Origin of the sequence: Parafannyhessea sp. LCP19S3_B1, assembly GCF_052121955.1 — a bacterium.
Classification (GTDB): Bacteria; Actinomycetota; Coriobacteriia; order Coriobacteriales; family Atopobiaceae; genus Parafannyhessea.
The window spans coordinates 23,964-41,250 of record NZ_JBQKDH010000008.1; the positions used below are offsets into that span (position 1 = coordinate 23,964).

The 17,287-nt window shown below is 63.4% G+C and carries 22 protein-coding genes; 3 read left to right on the forward strand and 19 right to left on the reverse strand.

Going from position 1 to position 17,287, the window contains the following annotated elements; genetic code table 11:
- Window positions 1–184: 184 nt before the first annotated feature.
- From ACTQWE_RS05415 to ACTQWE_RS05445, 7 genes are all read right to left on the reverse strand, one after another.
- Window positions 185–661: a YbaK/EbsC family protein gene (locus ACTQWE_RS05415; protein WP_441921381.1), complete on the reverse strand. Its 477-nt coding sequence runs from the start codon at window positions 659–661 to the stop codon at window positions 185–187.
- 2 nt (window positions 662–663) lie between these two features.
- Window positions 664–831 carry a hypothetical protein gene (locus ACTQWE_RS05420; RefSeq protein ID WP_157692087.1) on the reverse strand — a complete coding sequence of 56 codons (168 nt, stop codon included), beginning with the start codon at window positions 829–831 and terminating at the stop codon, window positions 664–666.
- 552 nt (window positions 832–1,383) lie between these two features.
- On the reverse strand, window positions 1,384–2,328 hold the full coding sequence (locus ACTQWE_RS05425; RefSeq protein WP_245719353.1) for a patatin-like phospholipase family protein: 945 nt from the start codon (window positions 2,326–2,328) through the stop codon (window positions 1,384–1,386).
- 213 nt (window positions 2,329–2,541) lie between these two features.
- Window positions 2,542–2,751, reverse strand: coding sequence for a hypothetical protein (locus ACTQWE_RS05430; protein ID WP_441921383.1), 210 nt, complete (start codon window positions 2,749–2,751; stop codon window positions 2,542–2,544).
- Window positions 2,752–3,101: 350 nt separating this feature from the next.
- Window positions 3,102–3,428: an HIRAN domain-containing protein gene (locus tag ACTQWE_RS05435; protein ID WP_090861227.1), complete on the reverse strand. Its 327-nt coding sequence runs from the start codon at window positions 3,426–3,428 to the stop codon at window positions 3,102–3,104.
- Between the two features lie 153 nt (window positions 3,429–3,581).
- Entirely contained in the window at window positions 3,582–4,118 is a 537-nt protein-coding gene (locus tag ACTQWE_RS05440) for a hypothetical protein (RefSeq protein WP_441921385.1), read from the reverse strand.
- Between the two features lie 170 nt (window positions 4,119–4,288).
- The gene (locus ACTQWE_RS05445) at window positions 4,289–4,624 is read right to left on the reverse strand and encodes a nucleotide pyrophosphohydrolase (RefSeq protein ID WP_441850849.1); all 336 of its coding nucleotides are present in this window, start codon (window positions 4,622–4,624) and stop codon (window positions 4,289–4,291) included.
- A 148-nt stretch (window positions 4,625–4,772) separates the two neighbouring features.
- Here ACTQWE_RS05445 and ACTQWE_RS05450 point away from each other — a divergent pair, with 148 nt between their 5' ends.
- A complete protein-coding gene (locus ACTQWE_RS05450; RefSeq protein ID WP_441921387.1) occupies window positions 4,773–5,288 on the forward strand; it encodes a flavin reductase in 516 nt (171 codons plus the stop codon).
- Between the two features lie 293 nt (window positions 5,289–5,581).
- On the opposite strand, the gene ACTQWE_RS05455 is transcribed toward ACTQWE_RS05450, so the two are convergent.
- The 3 genes from ACTQWE_RS05455 to ACTQWE_RS05465 form a co-directional block, all read right to left on the reverse strand.
- The gene (locus ACTQWE_RS05455) at window positions 5,582–7,462 is read right to left on the reverse strand and encodes an elongator complex protein 3 (protein WP_441921389.1); all 1,881 of its coding nucleotides are present in this window, start codon (window positions 7,460–7,462) and stop codon (window positions 5,582–5,584) included.
- Between the two features lie 81 nt (window positions 7,463–7,543).
- Entirely contained in the window at window positions 7,544–7,915 is a 372-nt protein-coding gene (locus ACTQWE_RS05460; protein ID WP_090844710.1) for a VOC family protein, read from the reverse strand.
- A 69-nt stretch (window positions 7,916–7,984) separates the two neighbouring features.
- A complete protein-coding gene (locus ACTQWE_RS05465) occupies window positions 7,985–8,422 on the reverse strand; it encodes a Fur family transcriptional regulator (RefSeq protein WP_441921391.1) in 438 nt (145 codons plus the stop codon).
- A 120-nt stretch (window positions 8,423–8,542) separates the two neighbouring features.
- On the opposite strand from ACTQWE_RS05465, the gene ACTQWE_RS05470 reads away from it, so the two are divergent.
- Window positions 8,543–9,100, forward strand: coding sequence for a ferritin family protein (locus tag ACTQWE_RS05470; protein WP_441921393.1), 558 nt, complete (start codon window positions 8,543–8,545; stop codon window positions 9,098–9,100).
- Between the two features lie 135 nt (window positions 9,101–9,235).
- Here ACTQWE_RS05470 and ACTQWE_RS05475 read toward each other — a convergent pair whose 3' ends face one another.
- Window positions 9,236–9,610, reverse strand: a complete 375-nt coding sequence (locus tag ACTQWE_RS05475; protein WP_441921395.1) for a P-II family nitrogen regulator — start codon at window positions 9,608–9,610, stop codon at window positions 9,236–9,238.
- A gap of 44 nt (window positions 9,611–9,654) precedes the next feature.
- Entirely contained in the window at window positions 9,655–10,905 is a 1,251-nt protein-coding gene (locus tag ACTQWE_RS05480; RefSeq protein WP_441921397.1) for an ammonium transporter, read from the reverse strand.
- 236 nt (window positions 10,906–11,141) lie between these two features.
- On the opposite strand from ACTQWE_RS05480, the gene ACTQWE_RS05485 reads away from it, so the two are divergent.
- Window positions 11,142–12,011 carry a class I SAM-dependent methyltransferase gene (locus ACTQWE_RS05485; RefSeq protein ID WP_441921399.1) on the forward strand — a complete coding sequence of 290 codons (870 nt, stop codon included), beginning with the start codon at window positions 11,142–11,144 and terminating at the stop codon, window positions 12,009–12,011.
- Here the strand turns inward: ACTQWE_RS05485 and ACTQWE_RS05490 are convergent.
- From ACTQWE_RS05490 to ACTQWE_RS05520, 7 genes are all read right to left on the reverse strand, one after another.
- Entirely contained in the window at window positions 11,998–12,522 is a 525-nt protein-coding gene (locus tag ACTQWE_RS05490; RefSeq protein ID WP_441921401.1) for a EutP/PduV family microcompartment system protein, read from the reverse strand. The genes ACTQWE_RS05485 and ACTQWE_RS05490 overlap by 14 nt on opposite strands.
- Window positions 12,523–12,528: 6 nt before the next feature.
- Window positions 12,529–12,963 carry a BMC domain-containing protein gene (locus ACTQWE_RS05495; RefSeq protein ID WP_154539322.1) on the reverse strand — a complete coding sequence of 145 codons (435 nt, stop codon included), beginning with the start codon at window positions 12,961–12,963 and terminating at the stop codon, window positions 12,529–12,531.
- Between the two features lie 7 nt (window positions 12,964–12,970).
- A complete protein-coding gene (locus tag ACTQWE_RS05500; RefSeq protein WP_441856383.1) occupies window positions 12,971–13,327 on the reverse strand; it encodes a BMC domain-containing protein in 357 nt (118 codons plus the stop codon).
- A 291-nt stretch (window positions 13,328–13,618) separates the two neighbouring features.
- Window positions 13,619–14,710, reverse strand: a complete 1,092-nt coding sequence (locus ACTQWE_RS05505; protein ID WP_441856385.1) for a 1-propanol dehydrogenase PduQ — start codon at window positions 14,708–14,710, stop codon at window positions 13,619–13,621.
- 4 nt (window positions 14,711–14,714) lie between these two features.
- The gene (locus ACTQWE_RS05510; protein ID WP_441856387.1) at window positions 14,715–15,572 is read right to left on the reverse strand and encodes a MerR family transcriptional regulator; all 858 of its coding nucleotides are present in this window, start codon (window positions 15,570–15,572) and stop codon (window positions 14,715–14,717) included.
- Entirely contained in the window at window positions 15,569–16,306 is a 738-nt protein-coding gene (locus ACTQWE_RS05515; RefSeq protein WP_441856389.1) for a DUF4125 family protein, read from the reverse strand. The genes ACTQWE_RS05510 and ACTQWE_RS05515 overlap by 4 nt, the downstream gene beginning before the upstream one ends.
- Window positions 16,296–17,237 (reverse strand): DUF4037 domain-containing protein, encoded by a 942-nt coding sequence (locus ACTQWE_RS05520; protein ID WP_441856391.1) that lies wholly within the window; start codon window positions 17,235–17,237, stop codon window positions 16,296–16,298. The genes ACTQWE_RS05515 and ACTQWE_RS05520 overlap by 11 nt, the downstream gene beginning before the upstream one ends.
- Window positions 17,238–17,287 lie beyond the last annotated feature (50 nt).

The following is a 17,287-nucleotide window of genomic DNA, read 5'->3' on the forward strand; positions in this document are numbered from 1 at the left end:
CGAGCACCTGGGTGCCTGCACTCACGATGTTGTTGGCTGCAAGGGACATCCGTCTTCCTCCTGTTAACGTTGCAGCAAACATTACGGCGCCACTATTTCCGCCTTTTTCCGCCGAGAAACACCTTCGTTTCTCGTCGTGGGTCCACCGTGGCACCAAAGCGTCACGCCACCGCGGCGTTAGGGCCTACTCCTCACGCCAGCCCTTGCACACGTCCACCCATCCCAGGGAGTGACTTGCCTGCTCAAGCTCTTCCATCGTGGTATCGACGCCTGTGTTCTCGCTGCCGGCGGCGGGTCGCACAAAGTCGTAGCGCTTGAGCGATACGTCTAAGTAGCACTTGACCTCAGGCTTTACGTCAAACGGGCATACGCCGCCCATGGGATGTCCCACGCGCTCCTCGAGCTGTTCCGGCTTTATGAAGGTCGGCTTCGTGTGAAACTGCCTTTTGAACGCGGAGTTCCACACCTTCGCGTCGCCGGCGCACACCACAAGCACCGCATCGCCGTCCACGTCGAAGGCCATCGTCTTGCCAATTTGCCCGGGCTCCAGGCCAGATGCCTCCGCCGCCTGCCCCACGGTCGCCGTCAGCACGTCGTACGTGATGATCTTCTCGTCCAGACCATAGCGAGCCAGGTACGCGCGCGTCGATTCCGCCGACAAGGCTACTCAGCGTCCATGCAGAACAGGAGCGTCTCGAGCATCTCCTCGTTCGTCGGCCACATGTCGGGATCTACACCGTCAAGCATCTGCCCCAGCGTCATCTCGCGGTCCGGGTTCGTGCAGTGATACTTCGTGTCCAACGGGGGAAGTACAAACTTGTCTTCTGCCATCGCGTCTCTCCGTCCTTATTTGGGTCGCGCTCGTCAGGCTGCTTCGCGCGCAGGGCGTTTCCCAGCGTCGCATACGGACAATTATGACCGCCGGAGATGCAAAGTCTAGCCGATTAATAGGTTTGAAATTTTATTATTGTCACTTTCGTATCACGACTCGATTGCCCCTCTGGAAGCAGGCACATCAAAATAACTACCTTGTGTTTCCTTCCCGTATTTCGGTTAAAAATCGAATGTTACGATGTTCTCGCCTATCTTGCACTTGTCTTGATTTCTCTTCCCAAGTCATGTTGTTTCATCCAGGTGCGTGCATATACATCCCTGTTTCCATCTCATATTTGAGTGTATTTCAGCTACCTGTATATTCTTTCAGAAATAGGGCGCGCATTTCTTCCCCTGCCGCAGCTCCTAAAGAAGTTCCGCGCGCTTAACGTGCGACAGCTCTCTTCCATTTGCCTTCGCAGCACGCGCACCGCCCGCTTCCTCCGGGCGCTATTCTGTCAGTCATCTTCATACGACCCACACATGTTATGGGCGCTCGCCACACGTGGCTCAGGACATCTTCACGCTCTTCGGCACCGTCTTGACCATGTTGTAGAACGCGTCCACCGCACGTTTGCGGATGGATTCCAGCATGCTCGGGCGCACGGCGTTCCAGTCGGGTGGATTGTCGCGCAGCATCTGGCGAGCCTCGTCTATCACCTGGGCACCCGTGCCCGCCTGGAATGCGTCGTCGCCGCTCACGGGCAGGTTAATGTAAAGGTCCGCCGCGTTCGCATGAATGCGGTCCAGCTGGTTCGCCCCGCAGCCCATCGTTCGCATGGCAATGTTCAGCGGAGTGATGTCCTCCACCAGTCGCGGCTTCCTGATAAGGCCCACGCCTACCACGGCGTCCACCATGCTCCTGTCGAACAGGGGCGTTGGCAGGTTCATGCGGCAACCACCGTCCATGAACGTCCGGCCAAGGTACTTAGTCGGCGTGATCACTAGCGGATACGAGCCCGAGCACGCGCAGCACTTCGCAACGTCCAGCGACAGGTCGCACACCGTGTTCCAGTTACCACCATCCGCCGCAAAGAGCTCCTCGTCGTTCGTAAACACAAAGAGCTCACCACTCACAATGTCGACGGCCGTAATGGCAACGGGCATCACGAAGTCGGCAAACGTCCTGATCCCCGCACCCTCCAGAACCTCCCGCGCATAGTCCTCAAGGATGGCGCTGTCCACCATGCCCTTGTTCGATATCACGTTCAGCACCTTCAGGGGCATGTTCCTGAGCACGCCCTCCTCAACGGTGCGCTTGTCCATCGCAACAAGCAGCTCCGCCATGCGGTCGGTGCTCACGCCCGATGCTGCAAGCGCCGCCACCAATGATCCCATCGACGTTCCCGCCACGGCACCGTACCTCACGTCGCTTCTCTGCATATCCTCAATCGCCGCAACCTCGGCAAAGGACCTGAAACCGCCACCGCAGAACGCGATGCCAACCCCATCCACCTTGGACAAGACGACCCCCTTCGTCGTAAGCAAACCGGTCCGGGCAGTCGTGCCCTTCCTGTTCTGGTACCCATTTCGCGCGACATAAGAACGACCGCCCCGCAGGACGGCCGATCTTGGTTGTCAGAATTTCTATTTCAAAGTTTTGCAGGCGAGAAGATCACGCCTTCCGCCTCGTGGCCACGCCAGAACGCTGCGGAGTACCCGCAGGTACTAAAGCGCCTTGACGCACTTCACCAACAGGTGAGAGTCGCCGTGGTCGGCAGCATGCTCGCCAAACCAGTTCTCGACGCCACCATAGAGCATGCCCAGACTATCCACGGCGAAGTCACGCTTGTGGCCGTCGAACATGGCGGTGTAAACGCCGCTGACGAACCAACCGTTGCTGCAGGCGTCAAACACGCGCCTCTGCTGCTTGCTCATATCCTTGATCCTCAACACACTTACACCTTCCTTCCAAACTCGTCGTAAGGGACAACTACACCTTACCCAGAAGAGTCCGGAGGAACGCGCCAGAATCCCCCTCCTAACTCCGCATTTATCTGCGGAAACAACATCCTTACCTTCAAAATCCGCTCAGAAATGTGTTCGTGGCAAGAAATCAGCACCTCAGCAGGGGCGCCATTCGTCAAGTAAATTCGGTATGACGGGAAGCATTTCGGCGCCCTGGCGAAGGCCGCGCACACAATCTGCACCCCCACGACAACGCTCCGCCACGCACCCTGCACCCCACCTACATGTCTCACGTGCGATTTTGTGAGAAGAACTGCTTCCTAGCGTGCGTCCCTCACGTTGATACGCATGGTAACGCGGTGCTCAAGGTCCCTCGACGGGTCGACGGCAAGCACGTACGCCTTGAAAACATCCTTGTGTCCATAGGCCAGAAGCAGGCTGATCGTTTCGTTCTGCGCCCTGGGCACAAAGCCGATCTTCACGCCCTTGTAGTACACGGCAACCGCGTTGGGGTCATAGGGGTTGTCCGACTCCGCCTTCAACTTCAGCTTGCTGCCCGGCTTCAACTCGCCAAAGACTTCCGCAATGTCCCAGTGCGACTGGCCGGCGATGTTGCAGCTTATGTATTCCCTGCTCCGCTTGTACATGGCATCCCCTTTCCAACGTGGTGACGACGTTCACGTCCGTCCTTCTGCCATGCACTCTATCGGCTTCAGTGGACATTAATCCCCACATCGTCGCCACTTGCGGTCCAAAACATGCCGCTCGCCCACCATGGCCCCATCGGGCCGAAGCATCACCTATCGATCAGGCCCCGCGTTCTTCTCGGCCGCATCCGCGCCGTCTCCCGCATCGCCGCCACCTGCACCCTCGGGCCCAAAGCCCTCGAAGTCCTCGAGCTCCTGCGAAAACTTCCGGAGTTCCTTGCCGGTCTCGTACATGCAACGGTTCGCCTCCGCCATGCGCCGGGCAAGCTCGGGCGGAACCTTGCCCTGGTAAAGGCTGTCATACGCCTTGCACGAGGCCGCAAAGACCGCCAGCATGACCATCTCTAGAAACGAGACCTCTTCGTCGGCCGCGGTCTTCATCACGCTCGTTACGATGCTCACCGTAAGGTCGAGCAGGGCGCGCCAGTCCTCCTCGCTGCGCACCACCCCGCGCGCGTACGGCTCCTTCGTCATGCAGAGCGCCACCACTTGTCCCAGGTCGTCAAACCACTCCCAGCTCCCGCGCTTGAGGTAGCTCGTATCCAGCGGAACGTCCACCGCCCGCAGAAATGCCAGCATCTCCTGCTTGCGGCGCGCGCAGGCCTCTTCGGAGTCACCAGTGGTAAACATCTACCGCCCCCTATGCCGTTGTCATCGCACGCCGCGCCGCCAAATGCAGCGTGCGCCACGGGAACATGGTATGAAGGCCAGTGGACATTAATTCCGGCACCAACCGCTCACAGGCAATATCCAACCGTTCGCGGCTCCTGCTCGAAGTCTCGCTCGCGGCGCCGACAGGCCTACAGCTCCGTATACTTGCTCGACCTGCCGCGAGCCTTCTCAACGGGATACTTCCGTGCGTTCTGCTCCAGCTTGTGCCGCATGGCCTCCACGGGGTCCACGCCCAGGCGGTCGGCCAGCATTATGCAATAGATCAGCACGTCGGCAAGCTCCTCCTCCATGCGCGGCGCGCGCTCGGCGCACTCAAGGTCCGCCCCAGACCACTGGAAGCACTCCAGAAGCTCTGCCGCCTCGAGCGAGACGGATATCGCCAGGTCCTTGGGATTGTGGAACTGCGCCCAGTCGCGCTCGTCGCGAAACCTTAGGATGTCGCGCCTTACCTCGTCAAACGTCATGTTGGCCTCCCCCGCTTTGCCACGGCGGCCCCGCGGCACCTGCCCATTGTATGCCGCACGTCAAACCCCCGCCGCGCCGGCCAAAAAGCGGGTACAGTGTTGCCAGATGAAACCGCCCCCGCGCGGGCTCAGGCACAAGGAGGAGAACATGGCATTTCACGAGGTAGACGCGCATGAGCTCACGCTCAGGCCCTTTGACACGTTCGACCGGGGCTGGGCACTTCTGGCGGCCGGCGACGATGCGGCGTCCAACTGCATGACCATCAGCTGGGGCGGCCTCGGCACCCTGTGGAACAAGCCCGTCGCGACCGCGTACGTGCGCCAGAGCCGCTACACCAAGCAGTTCCTGGATGGCAGCGACACGTTCTCCGTCAACCTGTTCGACGGAACGGAGCGCCCCGCGCTGGGCGTCCTGGGCAAGGTGTCTGGACGCGACGGTGACAAGCTCGCGAAGACGGACCTCACGCAGTCGCTGGTAGATGGCACGCCGGTGATCGACCAGGCGCGCGTGATCCTGGTGTGCCGCAAGGCGTACGTCGGCCCGCTCGCGCCAGAGGGCATCTGCGACCCCGAGGTCGAGCCCCGCAACTACTCCGGCGCGGACGCCGGCAACTACCACACCATGTACGTGGGTTACGTCGAGCACGTCCTCGTGGCAGACTAGCCGCCGCATCGGCGTCACGCCAGTGCCACGCGCAGCGCAGCGATGTCGCGCACGCAACCAAGAGATTCGTGTCGCACGACAATCGTGCTACCAGAAACATCCCGCGGGCGAGATGGACGCGTCCTTCTCGCCCGCAAGCCTTAGCTTGGCTTTATTCTTACCTTTTACGAACACCTGTTCTGTTTTTGTGCTAGAGTGTCCACACTTGCCAGACCATCCGCAATTCGGCGCACCCGCCTATGTAGCACCTCACGGCATGACGGGCAGAAGGGGTGATCGTAGTGCTCTGTCTGCTAAAGCTTCATGCTCTGGTACAGTCCTGCGTCCACGAAGCCCAGCTTGCGATAGTACTCGCGAGTTCCCACGGAGCTGATCACGTGTATGCGCGTGTAGCCCTCCTCGCGAGCGATTTCGCACGCACGGCGCACGAGTCCGCGACCAAGCCCCTGGTGCTGGGAGGAGGAGTCCGCCTTCCCCAGGTGGGCAGCCTGTCCGTACACATGCACCTCACGGATCATGGCATCCCCCGGGTGCGTGGGAAGCTCGCTTGCGCGCACGTCCGTCACACCGCTCTGCAGAGCATCCCACTTCGGAAGCGACAGCCTGAGGAACCCCGCTATGCGGCCGTCCGGTGTTACCCATTGGAGGAAGTGCTCGCACGTGACGGTTGTCTGGTAGCAGACGTCGTCAATCGCAAGCGTCCCCAGGTCCACCTCGGAACGCGCTATCTCCCTGAAGCGGATGTCGCGTACTCGTCCCGCAGCGCCGAGCTCACGTATGCGTCCCTCCACCATCTGGCGAAGGTTCGTCTTCTTGTTGCCCACAAGGATGTCATCCGCGCCGATGTCGCGAATCATCCTGCTTATACGCATGTAAGGAGGCGTCGCAAGCGTGTCGGCAACGAGGACGTCCAGGAGCTCCTCCTCCGTGTAGGGGCGCCACTCCCCCGAATGGTAACGCGGAACCAACCGCGTGCCCGCCACGAGGGCGCATGGATAGAGCTTGACCTCATCCGGCAGGAAGCCCGGGTCGCACACGAACGTCTTGAAGTCGGCCTTGTCCTCCCGCGGCGTAGAGCCCAGAAGGTTGACCATGAGGTGCGCATGAATCTTGAACCCAAAGAGCCTTATGAGAGAGAAGGCCCTCTTCACCTGGGCGATGGTTGTTGCGCGATGGTTTGCGTCCAGGATCTCCTGACGCGTGGACTGGATTCCAATCTGTATCTTGGTGCAGCCAAGGCGCCTGAAAAGCGTGAGGCTCTCTGGCGTGATGGTATCGGGGCGCGTCTCGATGACCAGTCCAACGACGCGATGCGCGGCCGTCTCGTTTCTCGCCTGCTCTGCCGCGAGCTCCTCTTCGGTCGCTTGCATAATGCTCTGTGCCTGCCGGAAGCGCTCGCTCTTCTCGCCCCAAGGGTCTTCGTCCGTAGGAACCTCACCATACAGCCTCGCAAACCCCTGGTTGTAGGACTCGAGCCCCGCGTTGACAAGACGCTGCTCTGGCGCCACGAATCGCGCAATCTCTTGCGGGTCGTTGCTGATGCCGAGGTTGCGGTAATGGGACTGCCGCAGGGCAAGAACATCCTCGGGGACGGGCCAGTCGTTGAGGGCACGAAAGAGCTCGCGAATGAACCAGAGCTGGTAGCTACGCGGATAGTCGCTCCACGTGCCCCCAAGCACGATGAGCTCGACCTTGTCCACGGAGTGTCCCATCTGGTACAGGGCCGTAAGGCGCGTCATAACCTGCAGGTATGGATCAAAGAAGTTTTGCTCGGCACGCTGGCAGGCGGGTTCGTTGGAGAGGTAGCTCTTCGGCATGCGCAGGTCGTTGGGACAATACACGCAGTTGCTGGAACACGGCTGCGGACGAGTGAGCACCGTAATCGTAGCCACGCCAGACGCCGTGCGACGCGGCTTCATGCGAAGCGTGCGCAGTAGGCGCCGCTCCAACCCAGGGTCCACGGCCCACCCCTTCCAGCGGGCGGGGTCCTCCTGCTTCACGCGTAGGTAGAAGAGCAGAATGTAGCGCTTCGATAGATGCTTCGAGTTGTTGCTGATGCCGCGATTGTGCCTGCGGACTATCCGGTCAAGCTCGAGCGGTCCGAGCGCGCCCTCACCTGGTTTGTCAGGCAGGCGTCGAAGCTCGTCCAGTATGTCGGTCAGCAGTTCTTCCATAGGTCGCAATTATATGCCCACAGCACCATGTCACCACGCACGTCCACAACGCGGTGGCGACATGGCGGCGGGCTGGCGATGCTAGCGCTTCTCCGGCAGAATCTCGATGCGCTGGCCCTCCGGGTCGCAGATGAAGTAGAGTCCCATCGCCACGTTCTCGTAATCGATGCACCCCATCTGCCTGTGCAGCTCGTGATAGGCATCGAAATCATCCACGACGAACGCGATGTGCTGGTCCCGTCCACCGTTGTCGTAGGGTTCGGTGCGGCCGCGGTTCCACGTGAGCTCAAGCTGGAACGGGCACGCGTCGCTTTCCATGAACGTGTTCGTCCACGAGCCATCCGCAGGACCGCTCTCCCTTACCACGTGAAAGCCGAGCGCCTTCTCGTAGAACTCGATGGTCCTTTGCTTGTCGATTACGTGGGTGCAGCGATGCACGAACCTGGCTTGCATGGCGGTTTCCTTCCGTCGAGGTTTACCGTCACATGATACCCATGGCAGCGCGAACGCATGCGGGCGCGCTCACGAGGCCATTTTGTTGTCACGTTCTCGCTTCAGGCACGCGGGGCAGATGCCGCGGAATAATACCGCATGGTCTAGGACCTTCCAGCCGGTCGCATCTGCCGCTCGCCCATCGAGGCCTGTGTCACCCAACGGAAGCGGCACGTCCACCACCGAGCCGCACCGGATGCAAACCATATGGGGATGAACGTCCCTTCGCAGGTCGAAGTGCTCGACGCCCGGGGCCTTGATGGAGAGAATCTCCCCCTCCTCTGCAAGCAGATGAAGATTGCGGTAGACAGTCGCCTGGCTCACGCGTGGGTCACGTTCGTGGACGCTTTGGTATATCTGCTCTGCGGTGGGATGGTCGCAACGAGAGCGAACCTCCTCCAGAACCATCTGGCGCTGCCTCGTGTTGCGCCGCACGGGGGCGCTCGATCGCGTTCTTCTCTCTTCCATCACCGACTCCCAAAAAACTTTCGATTTGCCGTTGACACGACCCCTCGTCTGTCCATAATGATAATCGTTGTTGTTAAGAACGCAACAGACAAAACGTCAGACCTAGGGAGAGGAACCAACATGAAGTTTGTTTGCCCCGTTTGCGGTTACGTTGAGGAGTTCGACGGCGACGAGCTGCCCGCCGACTACAAGTGCCCCCAGTGCGGTTGCCCCGGTGAGCGCTTCACCAAGCAGGAGGGAGAGCTGACCTGGGCCGCCGAGCACGTCGTGGGCGTCGGCAAGGCCGAGGGCGTCTCTGAGGACATCATCGAGGACCTGCGCGCCAACTTCAACGGCGAGTGCTCCGAGGTCGGCATGTACCTCGCAATGAGCCGCGTCGCCATGCGCGAGGGCTATCCCGAGGTAGGCATGTACTACCGTCAGGCAGCCTTCGAGGAGGCCGACCACGCCTCTCGCTTCGCCGAGCTGCTCGGCGAGGTCGTGACCGACTCCACCAAGAAGAACCTCGAGATGCGCGTCGAGGCCGAGAACGGCGCCACCGCCGGCAAGTTCGACCTTGCCAAGCGCGCCAAGGCCGCAAACCTCGATGCCATCCACGACACCGTCCATGAGATGGCACGTGACGAGGCTCGCCACGGCAAGGCCTTCGCCGGTCTGCTGAAGCGCTACTTCGGCTAGGATCGCCCGAGAGGCAAAGCACGCCTGATGTTCGAAGGGGGCCGTGGCACATGTGCCGCGGCCCCCTTCCCTTTTGCGCCACGCCTATCGAATGGAATTCGCTGCACAAGCCGTCGGCTTTACTGATGGCTCTGGTTACAGCTCCTCCTCCGTCTGCGAAGGTGCGGGGGTGATGGCCTCCATGTCCCTCTCGCCCGTGCGTATCCTGACGGCACGGGCCACGGGGAACCAGAACACCTTGCCGTCTCCGGGCTCGCCCGTCCGCGCCGCCTTCACGATGGCGTTCGTCGCTCGCTGTGCCCAGTCCTCGTTGGAGACCACTATCTCGAACTTCACCTTGGGCAACATGTTCATCGAGACCTTGCTGCCACGGACAACATGCGTGTAGCCAAGCTGCGTACCACAGCCCATGACCTGGCTGACAGTGATTCCGCGCACGTCGATCTCTCGCAGGGCCTCTTTCACGTCCTCGAGTCGCTCTTCCCTCACTATCGCCTCAACCTTGATCATGTTGTGTCCTCCCTTGGGTTACGCCCAATCTGCACCCGGTCGCACTAGTCGTCAAGACCCGCGAACGAGGGGTAGGCGCGCTCGCCGTGCTCCGACACGTCGAGGCCGACGCGCTCCTCGTGCTCGCTCACGCGCAGGCGTCCGCCGCAGCATGCACGCACGATGGCGACGCAGACGAACGTACCGGCGACGGCCCAGGCAATGGTGACGACGATGGAGAGCAGCTGCGCGCCGAAGAGGCTTGCGCTTCCGTACAGCAAGCCGTCCCAGCGCAGCGCCGGATTGACCGCCTTGCTCGCGAAGAGGCCGGTCGCGACGCCTCCCCAGATGCCGCCGATGCCGTGACAGCCAAACGCGTCGAGCGCATCGTCGTAGCCGAAGCGCAGCTTCATGCGCGAGCATGTGAGATAGCAGATGACGCTGCCCACGAACCCGATGGGAATCGCCGCCCACAGCGCGACGAAGCCGCAGCCGGGCGTGATGGCAACCAGCCCGATTACGAGCCCTGTGCAGGCCCCCACGAGGGTGGGCTTCTTGGAGAGAATGACATCCATCATCATCCACGAGAGCTCCGCGGCGGCGCACGAGAGGGCCGTCGTGGCGAATGCGTGCACCGCGAGCCCGTTTGCCGCGAGCGCGCTGCCGGCATTGAAGCCGAACCAACCAAGCAGGAGCATGGTCGCTCCGATTGCCACCAGTGGCACGTTATGGACTCTGTAGTTCACGTTCTTATACCCGATGCGCCTACCCAGGACAATGCAGAGCACCAGGCCGGATACGCCGGAGCTAATGTGGACCACGTTGCCTCCCGCAAAGTCGACAGAGCCGATCGCCGCGAGCGCACCGCCCTGGCCCCATACCATGTGGGCGACGGGATAGTACACCACGAACGTCCAGAACAGCACGAACAGTACGAGCGACTTGAAGCGCATGCGCCCGGCGACGGCACCCGTGACGAGCGCCGGGGTGATGATGGCGAACATCATCTGGAACAGGGCATATGCAAGAAACGGGATGCTGGGTGCATACGGTCCCGCTTTCGCGGCACCGACGCCGTTCATCATCACGTACTCGAGACCGCCGATGATGCCTCCATGGTCCTGCCCGAACGCGAGCGAGAAGCCCACGACGACCCACAGCACGGTCTCAAGCCCAATGGTGCACACGGACGCGAGGATGTTGTTGACCACGTTCTTGCGCCTGCCAAGGCCCCCATAGAAGAACGCGAGCCCAGGTGTCATAAACAGCACCAGAGCAGCGCAAATGAGCATGAACCCAGTGTCTGCGGCACTCATGTATCCCCCTAACGCCGATGGTGTAAGGCACACAGATGATGGCCCGCGCACATTGCGAGGACGTGACGCGTCCGTTGCGACGAGACGCCCATGCTGTGACCATCGCGCGGCGACGCAGGCACAAGCCTTGCGGTAACCTTTAGCGTGCGTACCCGCGACACATGTCCGTGCGGGGGGGGGCAAAGGAAAAACGCCGCTATGGGCGAGAAGGACGGCGGCACGACTGGAGAGGCTCCATGCAGCTGCAAGAGGACGGCGCGCACCGCGACATGGGAATCGACGTGGCACGACGCATGAACGCGCTGAACGCGCGGTTCTATCGCGAGAACGCCGCATCGTTCTCGCAGACGAGGCGGTCGGGTTGGCCTGGCTGGCAGCGCTGCCTGGAAGAGTTCGGGCGTAGGGAGGGCGCCGCCACGGACTTGCATTCGGCCCCGTGCGAAATGACGTGTCACGTGCTTGACCTTGCGTGCGGAAACCTGCGCTTCGCGCGGTTCCTTGCGGACGCCGGCCTCGAGGGCGTCTCCTACCTGGGAACGGACGACTGCCCAGAGCTCGCCGCGGGTGCATCGCTTCCGAGTACGTGGGACGTGAGCCTACGGCGCCTGGACATCGTGGACGCCCTTCTGGCAGGAGACTTGCAAGACGAGTTGGGCACTGCCATTGCGCAGGCGTGGGGCGGCACGGCGGCGGGGCCCGCGAAGGCGGACCTGTCGGTTGCCTTTGGGTTTCTCCACCACGTCCCGACGCACGCGGCGCGTCTCGCCCTGCTTCGCGCGATGCTTGCGGCGACGCGTCCGGGCGGTATGTGCTGCGTATCGTTCTGGAGGTTCATGTCGGACGAGCGGCTTGCCACGAAGGCGAATGCGACGACCCACGAGGCCCTGGCAGCGCTGGACATGTCCAAAGGGGACCTAGGCACGAGCGACTACCTGCTTGGATGGCAGGGCGCGCCCGGAGCGTGGCGCTACTGCCACAGCTTCGACGATGCGGAGGTGGACGAGCTGCTTTCCGACCTGGGCGGAGTCGCTCGTCCCGTGGCGAGGTTCGCCTCGGACGGGCGCTCCGGAGACCTCAACGCATACGTGGTCCTCAGGCGCCCGTAACGAAGGTCGGGCGCGAGGCGCTCTCCCAGTCCGTAAGGCCACGGCGCTGGCGGGCCTTCGCCTCCTCGAGCGAGATCGAGGGGATGTCCTCTTCGAGGTAGGCCCGCAGCTCCGGGATGCCCTCCCCCGTCGCGTTGTCCACCAGGAAGATGCGCTCGCAGCGGCACTCCTCCAACCACTGGCGCACCATGGGGACGTTCGCGTTCGGCTCGTTGATCTTGGTGATGATGCCAATGAGCGGGCGGTTCAGAAACGCGTTGCAGTTGGGCGCGAACACCGTGAACGGCTCGTTCGCCGCGATGAGGATCGCCACGACGTCCGACTCGAACGAGAAGCACGCGAGCCCGACGCCCACCTGCTTCGACTCGGAGTACTCGCCCGGCGTGTCGATGGTGTCACCGTCGGCGTAGGTGTATTGCGTCTTGTGATAGTGCAGCTTCTCGCCGCGCAGGGCCTGCGTGAGCGAGGTCTTGCCCGCCTCGCTCCTGCCCATCAGAAACAGTCGCTTCATACCCACCTACCTGCGAGTCATCTTGCACACATGAAAGTCGAGCTCGTGGTCGAAGTAATCCAGAATCTCTTGCTCCGCGCTCTCGATCTCTGCTATCTGCCCGCACAGTATGAGCGATCCGTTGAACCGGTCCATGAATCCCAGCTCGACCGACCCGTGCTTCACGGCGATGTCCGCCGCCACCACGACGGCCTCCCACGGCGTGAAGCGCATGAAGCCCAATGCCTCGCCAGTGTGGTCTTCGCCCTCGTGCGTGCCGATGTCCAAACCAAGCGTCTCGCACGTGCGGCGCGCGGACGTCCCCATCACGTGCGCGAGGTCCACCTCGCGTCCGGGAACGCGCACGCGCGTTATGCGAATCTCGCCGTTCTCCCCACGCGGTGGGTTGCCGTGGAACACCTCGTCGAAGAACTGCTGCCTCGTGACCCTCTGCCTTGCCATGGCGCGCCTAGCGCTTCGTGACCCTGCAGGTCACGTACCCCAGCGTGTCGTGGAAGAAGCGGACGACCTCCGTGATGGCCGTCGTGACGTCCGCGATCTCGCCGCTGATGATCATGGTGCCGGTAAAGCGGTCCGCGAACCCCAGGTAGACGTCCGCACTCTTGATGGCGATGTCGGACGCGATGACCGCGGACTCCGGCGGCGTGATGTTCATGATGCCAAGGGCGCTGGAGCCGTAGTCCACGGAAGGGTTCAGCCCCAGCTTCGTGTAGATGATGGGCTCCGGTCCGCCGATGACGTGGGCGAGGGTGATCTCCTTGCCCGAGACGGTCTCCTGAACAACGCGAATCTGGTCCTGTTCCATGTCCACTCCCACAGCCTCGTGCGGCGGCAGCCCTTCTCCACCGCACCTTGGCACGTATCTTGCGGTTGCCTGCGCGCTGACGCCCGCCGGTCGCCGGCATCGCGCGGGCCCATTTTGCGAATGCCTGCCAAACCTCTTTGTAGGCGCTCACGCACCGTGAGTGTCAAGCAGGGAATCGGCGGGCGGCCACCCTCCCGCGCCGGGGCAGGTGCCCACGGGCGAGAAGGACGGCCGCCGTCGCCGCCGCCCCATGCGAGCCCAGGGAAGAGAGGCCAGGGGCGGTATCTCTAGCTAGCCGTTGTAGGCGTCGCGATAGAGGTTGACGAGGTCCTGCCTCGAGACGGGGCGGGGGTTCGTCGGGGTGCAGCGGTCGCCGAGCGCGGCCTCGGCCATGTCGCCGACGTGCTCCTCGAACGCGGTGGCGTCGATGCTGCCGAGGTCTGCCAGACGGTCCTCGACCCCCAGCTCGGCGCGCAGGTCCGTGACGTGGCGCAGCAGGTCCTCCGCGTCCGCCATGCCAAGCTCGCGGGCGCAGCGCTCGTACGGCTCGCGGTACTTGGCGTCAGACATGTGGAAGCGCATCACGTACGGCAGCAGGATGGCGTTCAGCCGGCCGTGCGCCACGTGGAAGCGGCCGCCAAGCGCGTGCGCCAGGCTGTGGTTGATGCCGAGCCCGGCGTTGGTGAACGCGATGCCCGCCACGCAGGAGGCCTCGGCCATCCGGCCGCGGGCGCGCATGGCGTCGCCGTCGTGGAAGACGACGGGAAGGTCCTCGAACACGACGCGCAGCGCCTTGACGGCGAGCGCGTCCGTGAAGGTGGTCGCCTTGTTGCTCACGTAGGCCTCGAGCGCGTGCGTCAGGACGTCCATGCCGGTGTCGGCCGTGATCTTGGGCGGGACGGAGCGCGTGAAGCTCGCGTCCAGGAGCGCCCCGTCCGGCGCGAGCGCGTCGTCGATGAGGGCGACCTTCGTATCGCCGCGGGTGATGACCGCGAAGTTCGTGACCTCGGAGCCGGTGCCGGCCGTCGTCGGGATCGCCAGGAAGTACGGGTGGGCGAGGCCCTTCTGCTCCGCGAAGTACAGGATGGCCTTCGTCGCGTCGATGCAGGAGCCACCGCCGAACGCGATGACCACGTCCGGCCTCGCGCCCAAGATCATGTCGACGCCGGCGTCCACCAGCTCCTGGCTGGGGTCGGGGCGCACGTTGGAGTACACGCTCACGTGCGCGCCGGACGGCAGGTACTGGGTCATCTTGCTGACCATGCCGGACTCCTGCAGGAAGCCGTCCGTCACGACCAGGACGTTGGTGCACGAAAGGGAAGAGAGGTGCTCCACCGCCTGCGGGCCGAAGAACAGCTTTGCCTTGAGAGAGAACTCGTTCATCTTCTTACTCCGTTTCCGTTAGCAGGAGGACCTCAACCACGAAGAGGTCCGAGTTGTACGTGGTCCAGTAGTCCGACACGAAGCGCTCTATCGCCGGGCCGGCGACCTTGTAGCCGTTTTCGCGCGCGAAGTCGGTCAGGCGACGATACGCCTCGTCCAGCTTCTCGAACGGCCCCACGTGGTACGTGGAGAGGTACATGCCCTCCGGGCGCACGAACGCGATCTTGGAGTCGATCGGCCTGATGGGCTTCTGCAGCAGCCACACGTCGCACTCGGCGCCATCCGACGCCGCGCCGACGGCGTCGTCCACCGAGGGGAAGCGCAGGATCACGGGGCCGGCGATCGCGTTCTCGACGTCCTGCACGTACGAGGCGAACTCCAGGCTCACGATGGACTCCGCGAAGCTGCCCGAGAACCTGGTCTTCAGGCCAAGCAGCTCCTGCCGCGGCAGGTACTTCACGTTCACGTTCTTGGGCTTCGCGCGCAGCACCATGTTGGCCTCGTCCACGAGCTCGCTCCACTCCACGATGGCCTCGCGCTTCTCGGCCAGGAGCCGCGCCTGCTCGTCGCACTCCGCAAGGTGCTTGGACAGGAACTTGCGCGCCTGCCCGAGACTGGAGTGCTGCATCATGGATGCGATCTCCTCCAGAGAGAGCCCCATCATCTTGAGGTAGTTGATCACGGGGATCTTCAGCATCGTCTGCAGGCTGTAGTATCGGTACCCATTGTCGCCCACCAGGTCGGGCCGCATGAGCCCAAGCTCGTCGTAGTGCCGCAGCGTGCGCTGCGATATGCCCCCGATCTTGCTGACCTCGCCTATCTGATACAGTCCGCACCTGCGTGCGCGCTCGTTTGCGTTCATGCACCAACCTCCGTTGCCTCAAGAAGCCTCGCGGCCAGCACGTAGCTCATCTCGATGGGGTTGCCGCCCCCGCCCGGACGCGCAAGCGCGTCGCGAAGGTAGAAGATCGTCGAGAGCGAGTAGCCCTCGAGCTCCGCCAGGAAGTAGTCCAGCGCCGAGACCGTGCCGGCCGAAGACACGTCCGGGCGCGCGTGGCGGTGCGCCTGGGGAAGGTCGCGCGCCGCCTGCGCAAGCGCGGGTGCAAGCAGCTCGCGCAGCTGGGCGAGGGCTCCCCTCTTCACCGGCGACGTCAGGGGCAGGGCGTTCGCCCACGTCCTGTCGAACTCGGCGGGGTCGGTAGCGGCCATCATGCGCGCGTACTTCTCCTCCACAAGGTTCCTGCCGCCGAGCTCGGCCTGCTCGAGCTCGGCGAGCACCCGCGGTATGAGCCCGTGCGGAAACGCGAGGTATTGGGCGCAGCGATACGCCGAGAAGCGCCTGAGGTCGTCCTGGCAGCCCGCCCGGCCGTTCATGCCGAGGACGGCGTCGAACTGCTCCCACTCCAACGCGACGACGCGCTCGAGCTCCTCGAGCAGGTCTCCCCTCACGCCCCGCTCCGCGGCAACGCCCCGCACGGCGGGAAGCGAGAAGAACCTCCGCACGTCGCCGCGACGCTCGAGCCTGCGGCCGTACGACGGCCTCCTCGCGTCGCCGCCTCCGGCGCACGCGGCGCAACCGCACCTGCTACATGCCATGGGAAAACGCCCCCTCGTTCAACGGACGCCCGCGGAGATACTCGTTGGGTATGCCCCTCCACATGGACGTCGCCGCGTCCAGAAGGAAGTCCGAGCCGCAAGTTGCCCAGCCTAGCGCAAGTGCGCCGCGCAGCACCACGGAGCACAGCAGCTCCACGTCTTCAGAAGAAACCTTGGCGACGGGGGCCGCCGCGACCCTGCCCACCACGTCACAGATGGGCGCCGGCACGTGCGCGCGCTCGCGCAACGACCTGAACGACCACTTGTAGAACGGCATGTACGTGCGGGCGAGCAGGTGCAGCGACGCCATGGCGGCGCACAGAAACTCGCCGCGCGTGACGTCCGCGGCCACGAGGTCGTGCCGCGCAAGGCAGCGTCCCAGATTGTACTGGCCGGACTGCGCCATGACCGCCATGTTCGCGGCCAGCTTCTTGCGCACGACGGGCTCGGGATAGAAGCCCCGGTACGCGTTGCGAACGCGCGTGAACTGGCCGCTTGGGTCCCGGAAGACCTCGCCGCCGCACACGATGGCAAGCAGCTGCTCGGGAATCCGCAGCCACTCCGCCACGCCCTGCGGGGCACGCTCGAGCCCCGTGTACGTGCGGTAGAACGACTCCGTGCGGAACACGCCCACGCGCTGGCCCGCAAGCTCGCTCTCCTCGCGCCTCTCGCCCAAAAACTCGCGAGGGAGAGCCGCGTACCTGCGCGCGAGCTCGCCGCCGTACGAATCCCACAGGTCCGCCGGGACCCACACGCAGAACCCGGGCCCAAAGTCGTGGTCGCGCGAGAGCTCGTCGTCGAAGCCCAGGCACTCCGAGCCCGGCCCGACGAGGCCGAACGCGAGGCGCGACTCCACGGAGTACGGAAGCCCGGACACGAGCACGGGGGCGAACGTCCCGAAGTACCTCTCGGCCAGCTCCAAGCCCCTCATGTCCCACCTCTCCTTCGTGTCGTCTCCGCCTCTACGCGCCGCGTCCTCTA

What these genes read in the sequence shown, in the direction of transcription:
- ACTQWE_RS05495 (WP_154539322.1), bottom strand. Translation starts at nt 12,963, where the DNA reads ATGGCAAGGCAGAGGGTCACGAGGCAGCAGTTCTTCGACGAGGTGTTC.
- ACTQWE_RS05460 (WP_090844710.1), bottom strand. Translation starts at nt 7,915, where the DNA reads ATGCAAGCCAGGTTCGTGCATCGCTGCACCCACGTAATCGACAAGCAA.
- ACTQWE_RS05515 (WP_441856389.1), bottom strand. Translation starts at nt 16,306, where the DNA reads ATGGCATGTAGCAGGTGCGGTTGCGCCGCGTGCGCCGGAGGCGGCGAC.
- ACTQWE_RS05480 (WP_441921397.1), bottom strand. Translation starts at nt 10,905, where the DNA reads ATGAGTGCCGCAGACACTGGGTTCATGCTCATTTGCGCTGCTCTGGTG.
- ACTQWE_RS05430 (WP_441921383.1), bottom strand. Translation starts at nt 2,751, where the DNA reads ATGAGCAAGCAGCAGAGGCGCGTGTTTGACGCCTGCAGCAACGGTTGG.
- ACTQWE_RS05510 (WP_441856387.1), bottom strand. Translation starts at nt 15,572, where the DNA reads ATGAACGCAAACGAGCGCGCACGCAGGTGCGGACTGTATCAGATAGGC.
- ACTQWE_RS05475 (WP_441921395.1), bottom strand. Translation starts at nt 9,610, where the DNA reads ATGATCAAGGTTGAGGCGATAGTGAGGGAAGAGCGACTCGAGGACGTG.
- ACTQWE_RS05445 (WP_441850849.1), bottom strand. Translation starts at nt 4,624, where the DNA reads ATGACGTTTGACGAGGTAAGGCGCGACATCCTAAGGTTTCGCGACGAG.
- ACTQWE_RS05440 (WP_441921385.1), bottom strand. Translation starts at nt 4,118, where the DNA reads ATGTTTACCACTGGTGACTCCGAAGAGGCCTGCGCGCGCCGCAAGCAG.
- ACTQWE_RS05435 (WP_090861227.1), bottom strand. Translation starts at nt 3,428, where the DNA reads ATGTACAAGCGGAGCAGGGAATACATAAGCTGCAACATCGCCGGCCAG.
- ACTQWE_RS05420 (WP_157692087.1), bottom strand. Translation starts at nt 831, where the DNA reads ATGGCAGAAGACAAGTTTGTACTTCCCCCGTTGGACACGAAGTATCAC.
- ACTQWE_RS05505 (WP_441856385.1), bottom strand. Translation starts at nt 14,710, where the DNA reads ATGAACGAGTTCTCTCTCAAGGCAAAGCTGTTCTTCGGCCCGCAGGCG.
- ACTQWE_RS05500 (WP_441856383.1), bottom strand. Translation starts at nt 13,327, where the DNA reads ATGGAACAGGACCAGATTCGCGTTGTTCAGGAGACCGTCTCGGGCAAG.
- ACTQWE_RS05520 (WP_441856391.1), bottom strand. Translation starts at nt 17,237, where the DNA reads ATGAGGGGCTTGGAGCTGGCCGAGAGGTACTTCGGGACGTTCGCCCCC.
- ACTQWE_RS05455 (WP_441921389.1), bottom strand. Translation starts at nt 7,462, where the DNA reads ATGGAAGAACTGCTGACCGACATACTGGACGAGCTTCGACGCCTGCCT.
- ACTQWE_RS05490 (WP_441921401.1), bottom strand. Translation starts at nt 12,522, where the DNA reads ATGAAGCGACTGTTTCTGATGGGCAGGAGCGAGGCGGGCAAGACCTCG.
- ACTQWE_RS05470 (WP_441921393.1), top strand. Translation starts at nt 8,543, where the DNA reads ATGAAGTTTGTTTGCCCCGTTTGCGGTTACGTTGAGGAGTTCGACGGC.
- ACTQWE_RS05450 (WP_441921387.1), top strand. Translation starts at nt 4,773, where the DNA reads ATGGCATTTCACGAGGTAGACGCGCATGAGCTCACGCTCAGGCCCTTT.
- ACTQWE_RS05485 (WP_441921399.1), top strand. Translation starts at nt 11,142, where the DNA reads ATGCAGCTGCAAGAGGACGGCGCGCACCGCGACATGGGAATCGACGTG.
- ACTQWE_RS05465 (WP_441921391.1), bottom strand. Translation starts at nt 8,422, where the DNA reads ATGGAAGAGAGAAGAACGCGATCGAGCGCCCCCGTGCGGCGCAACACG.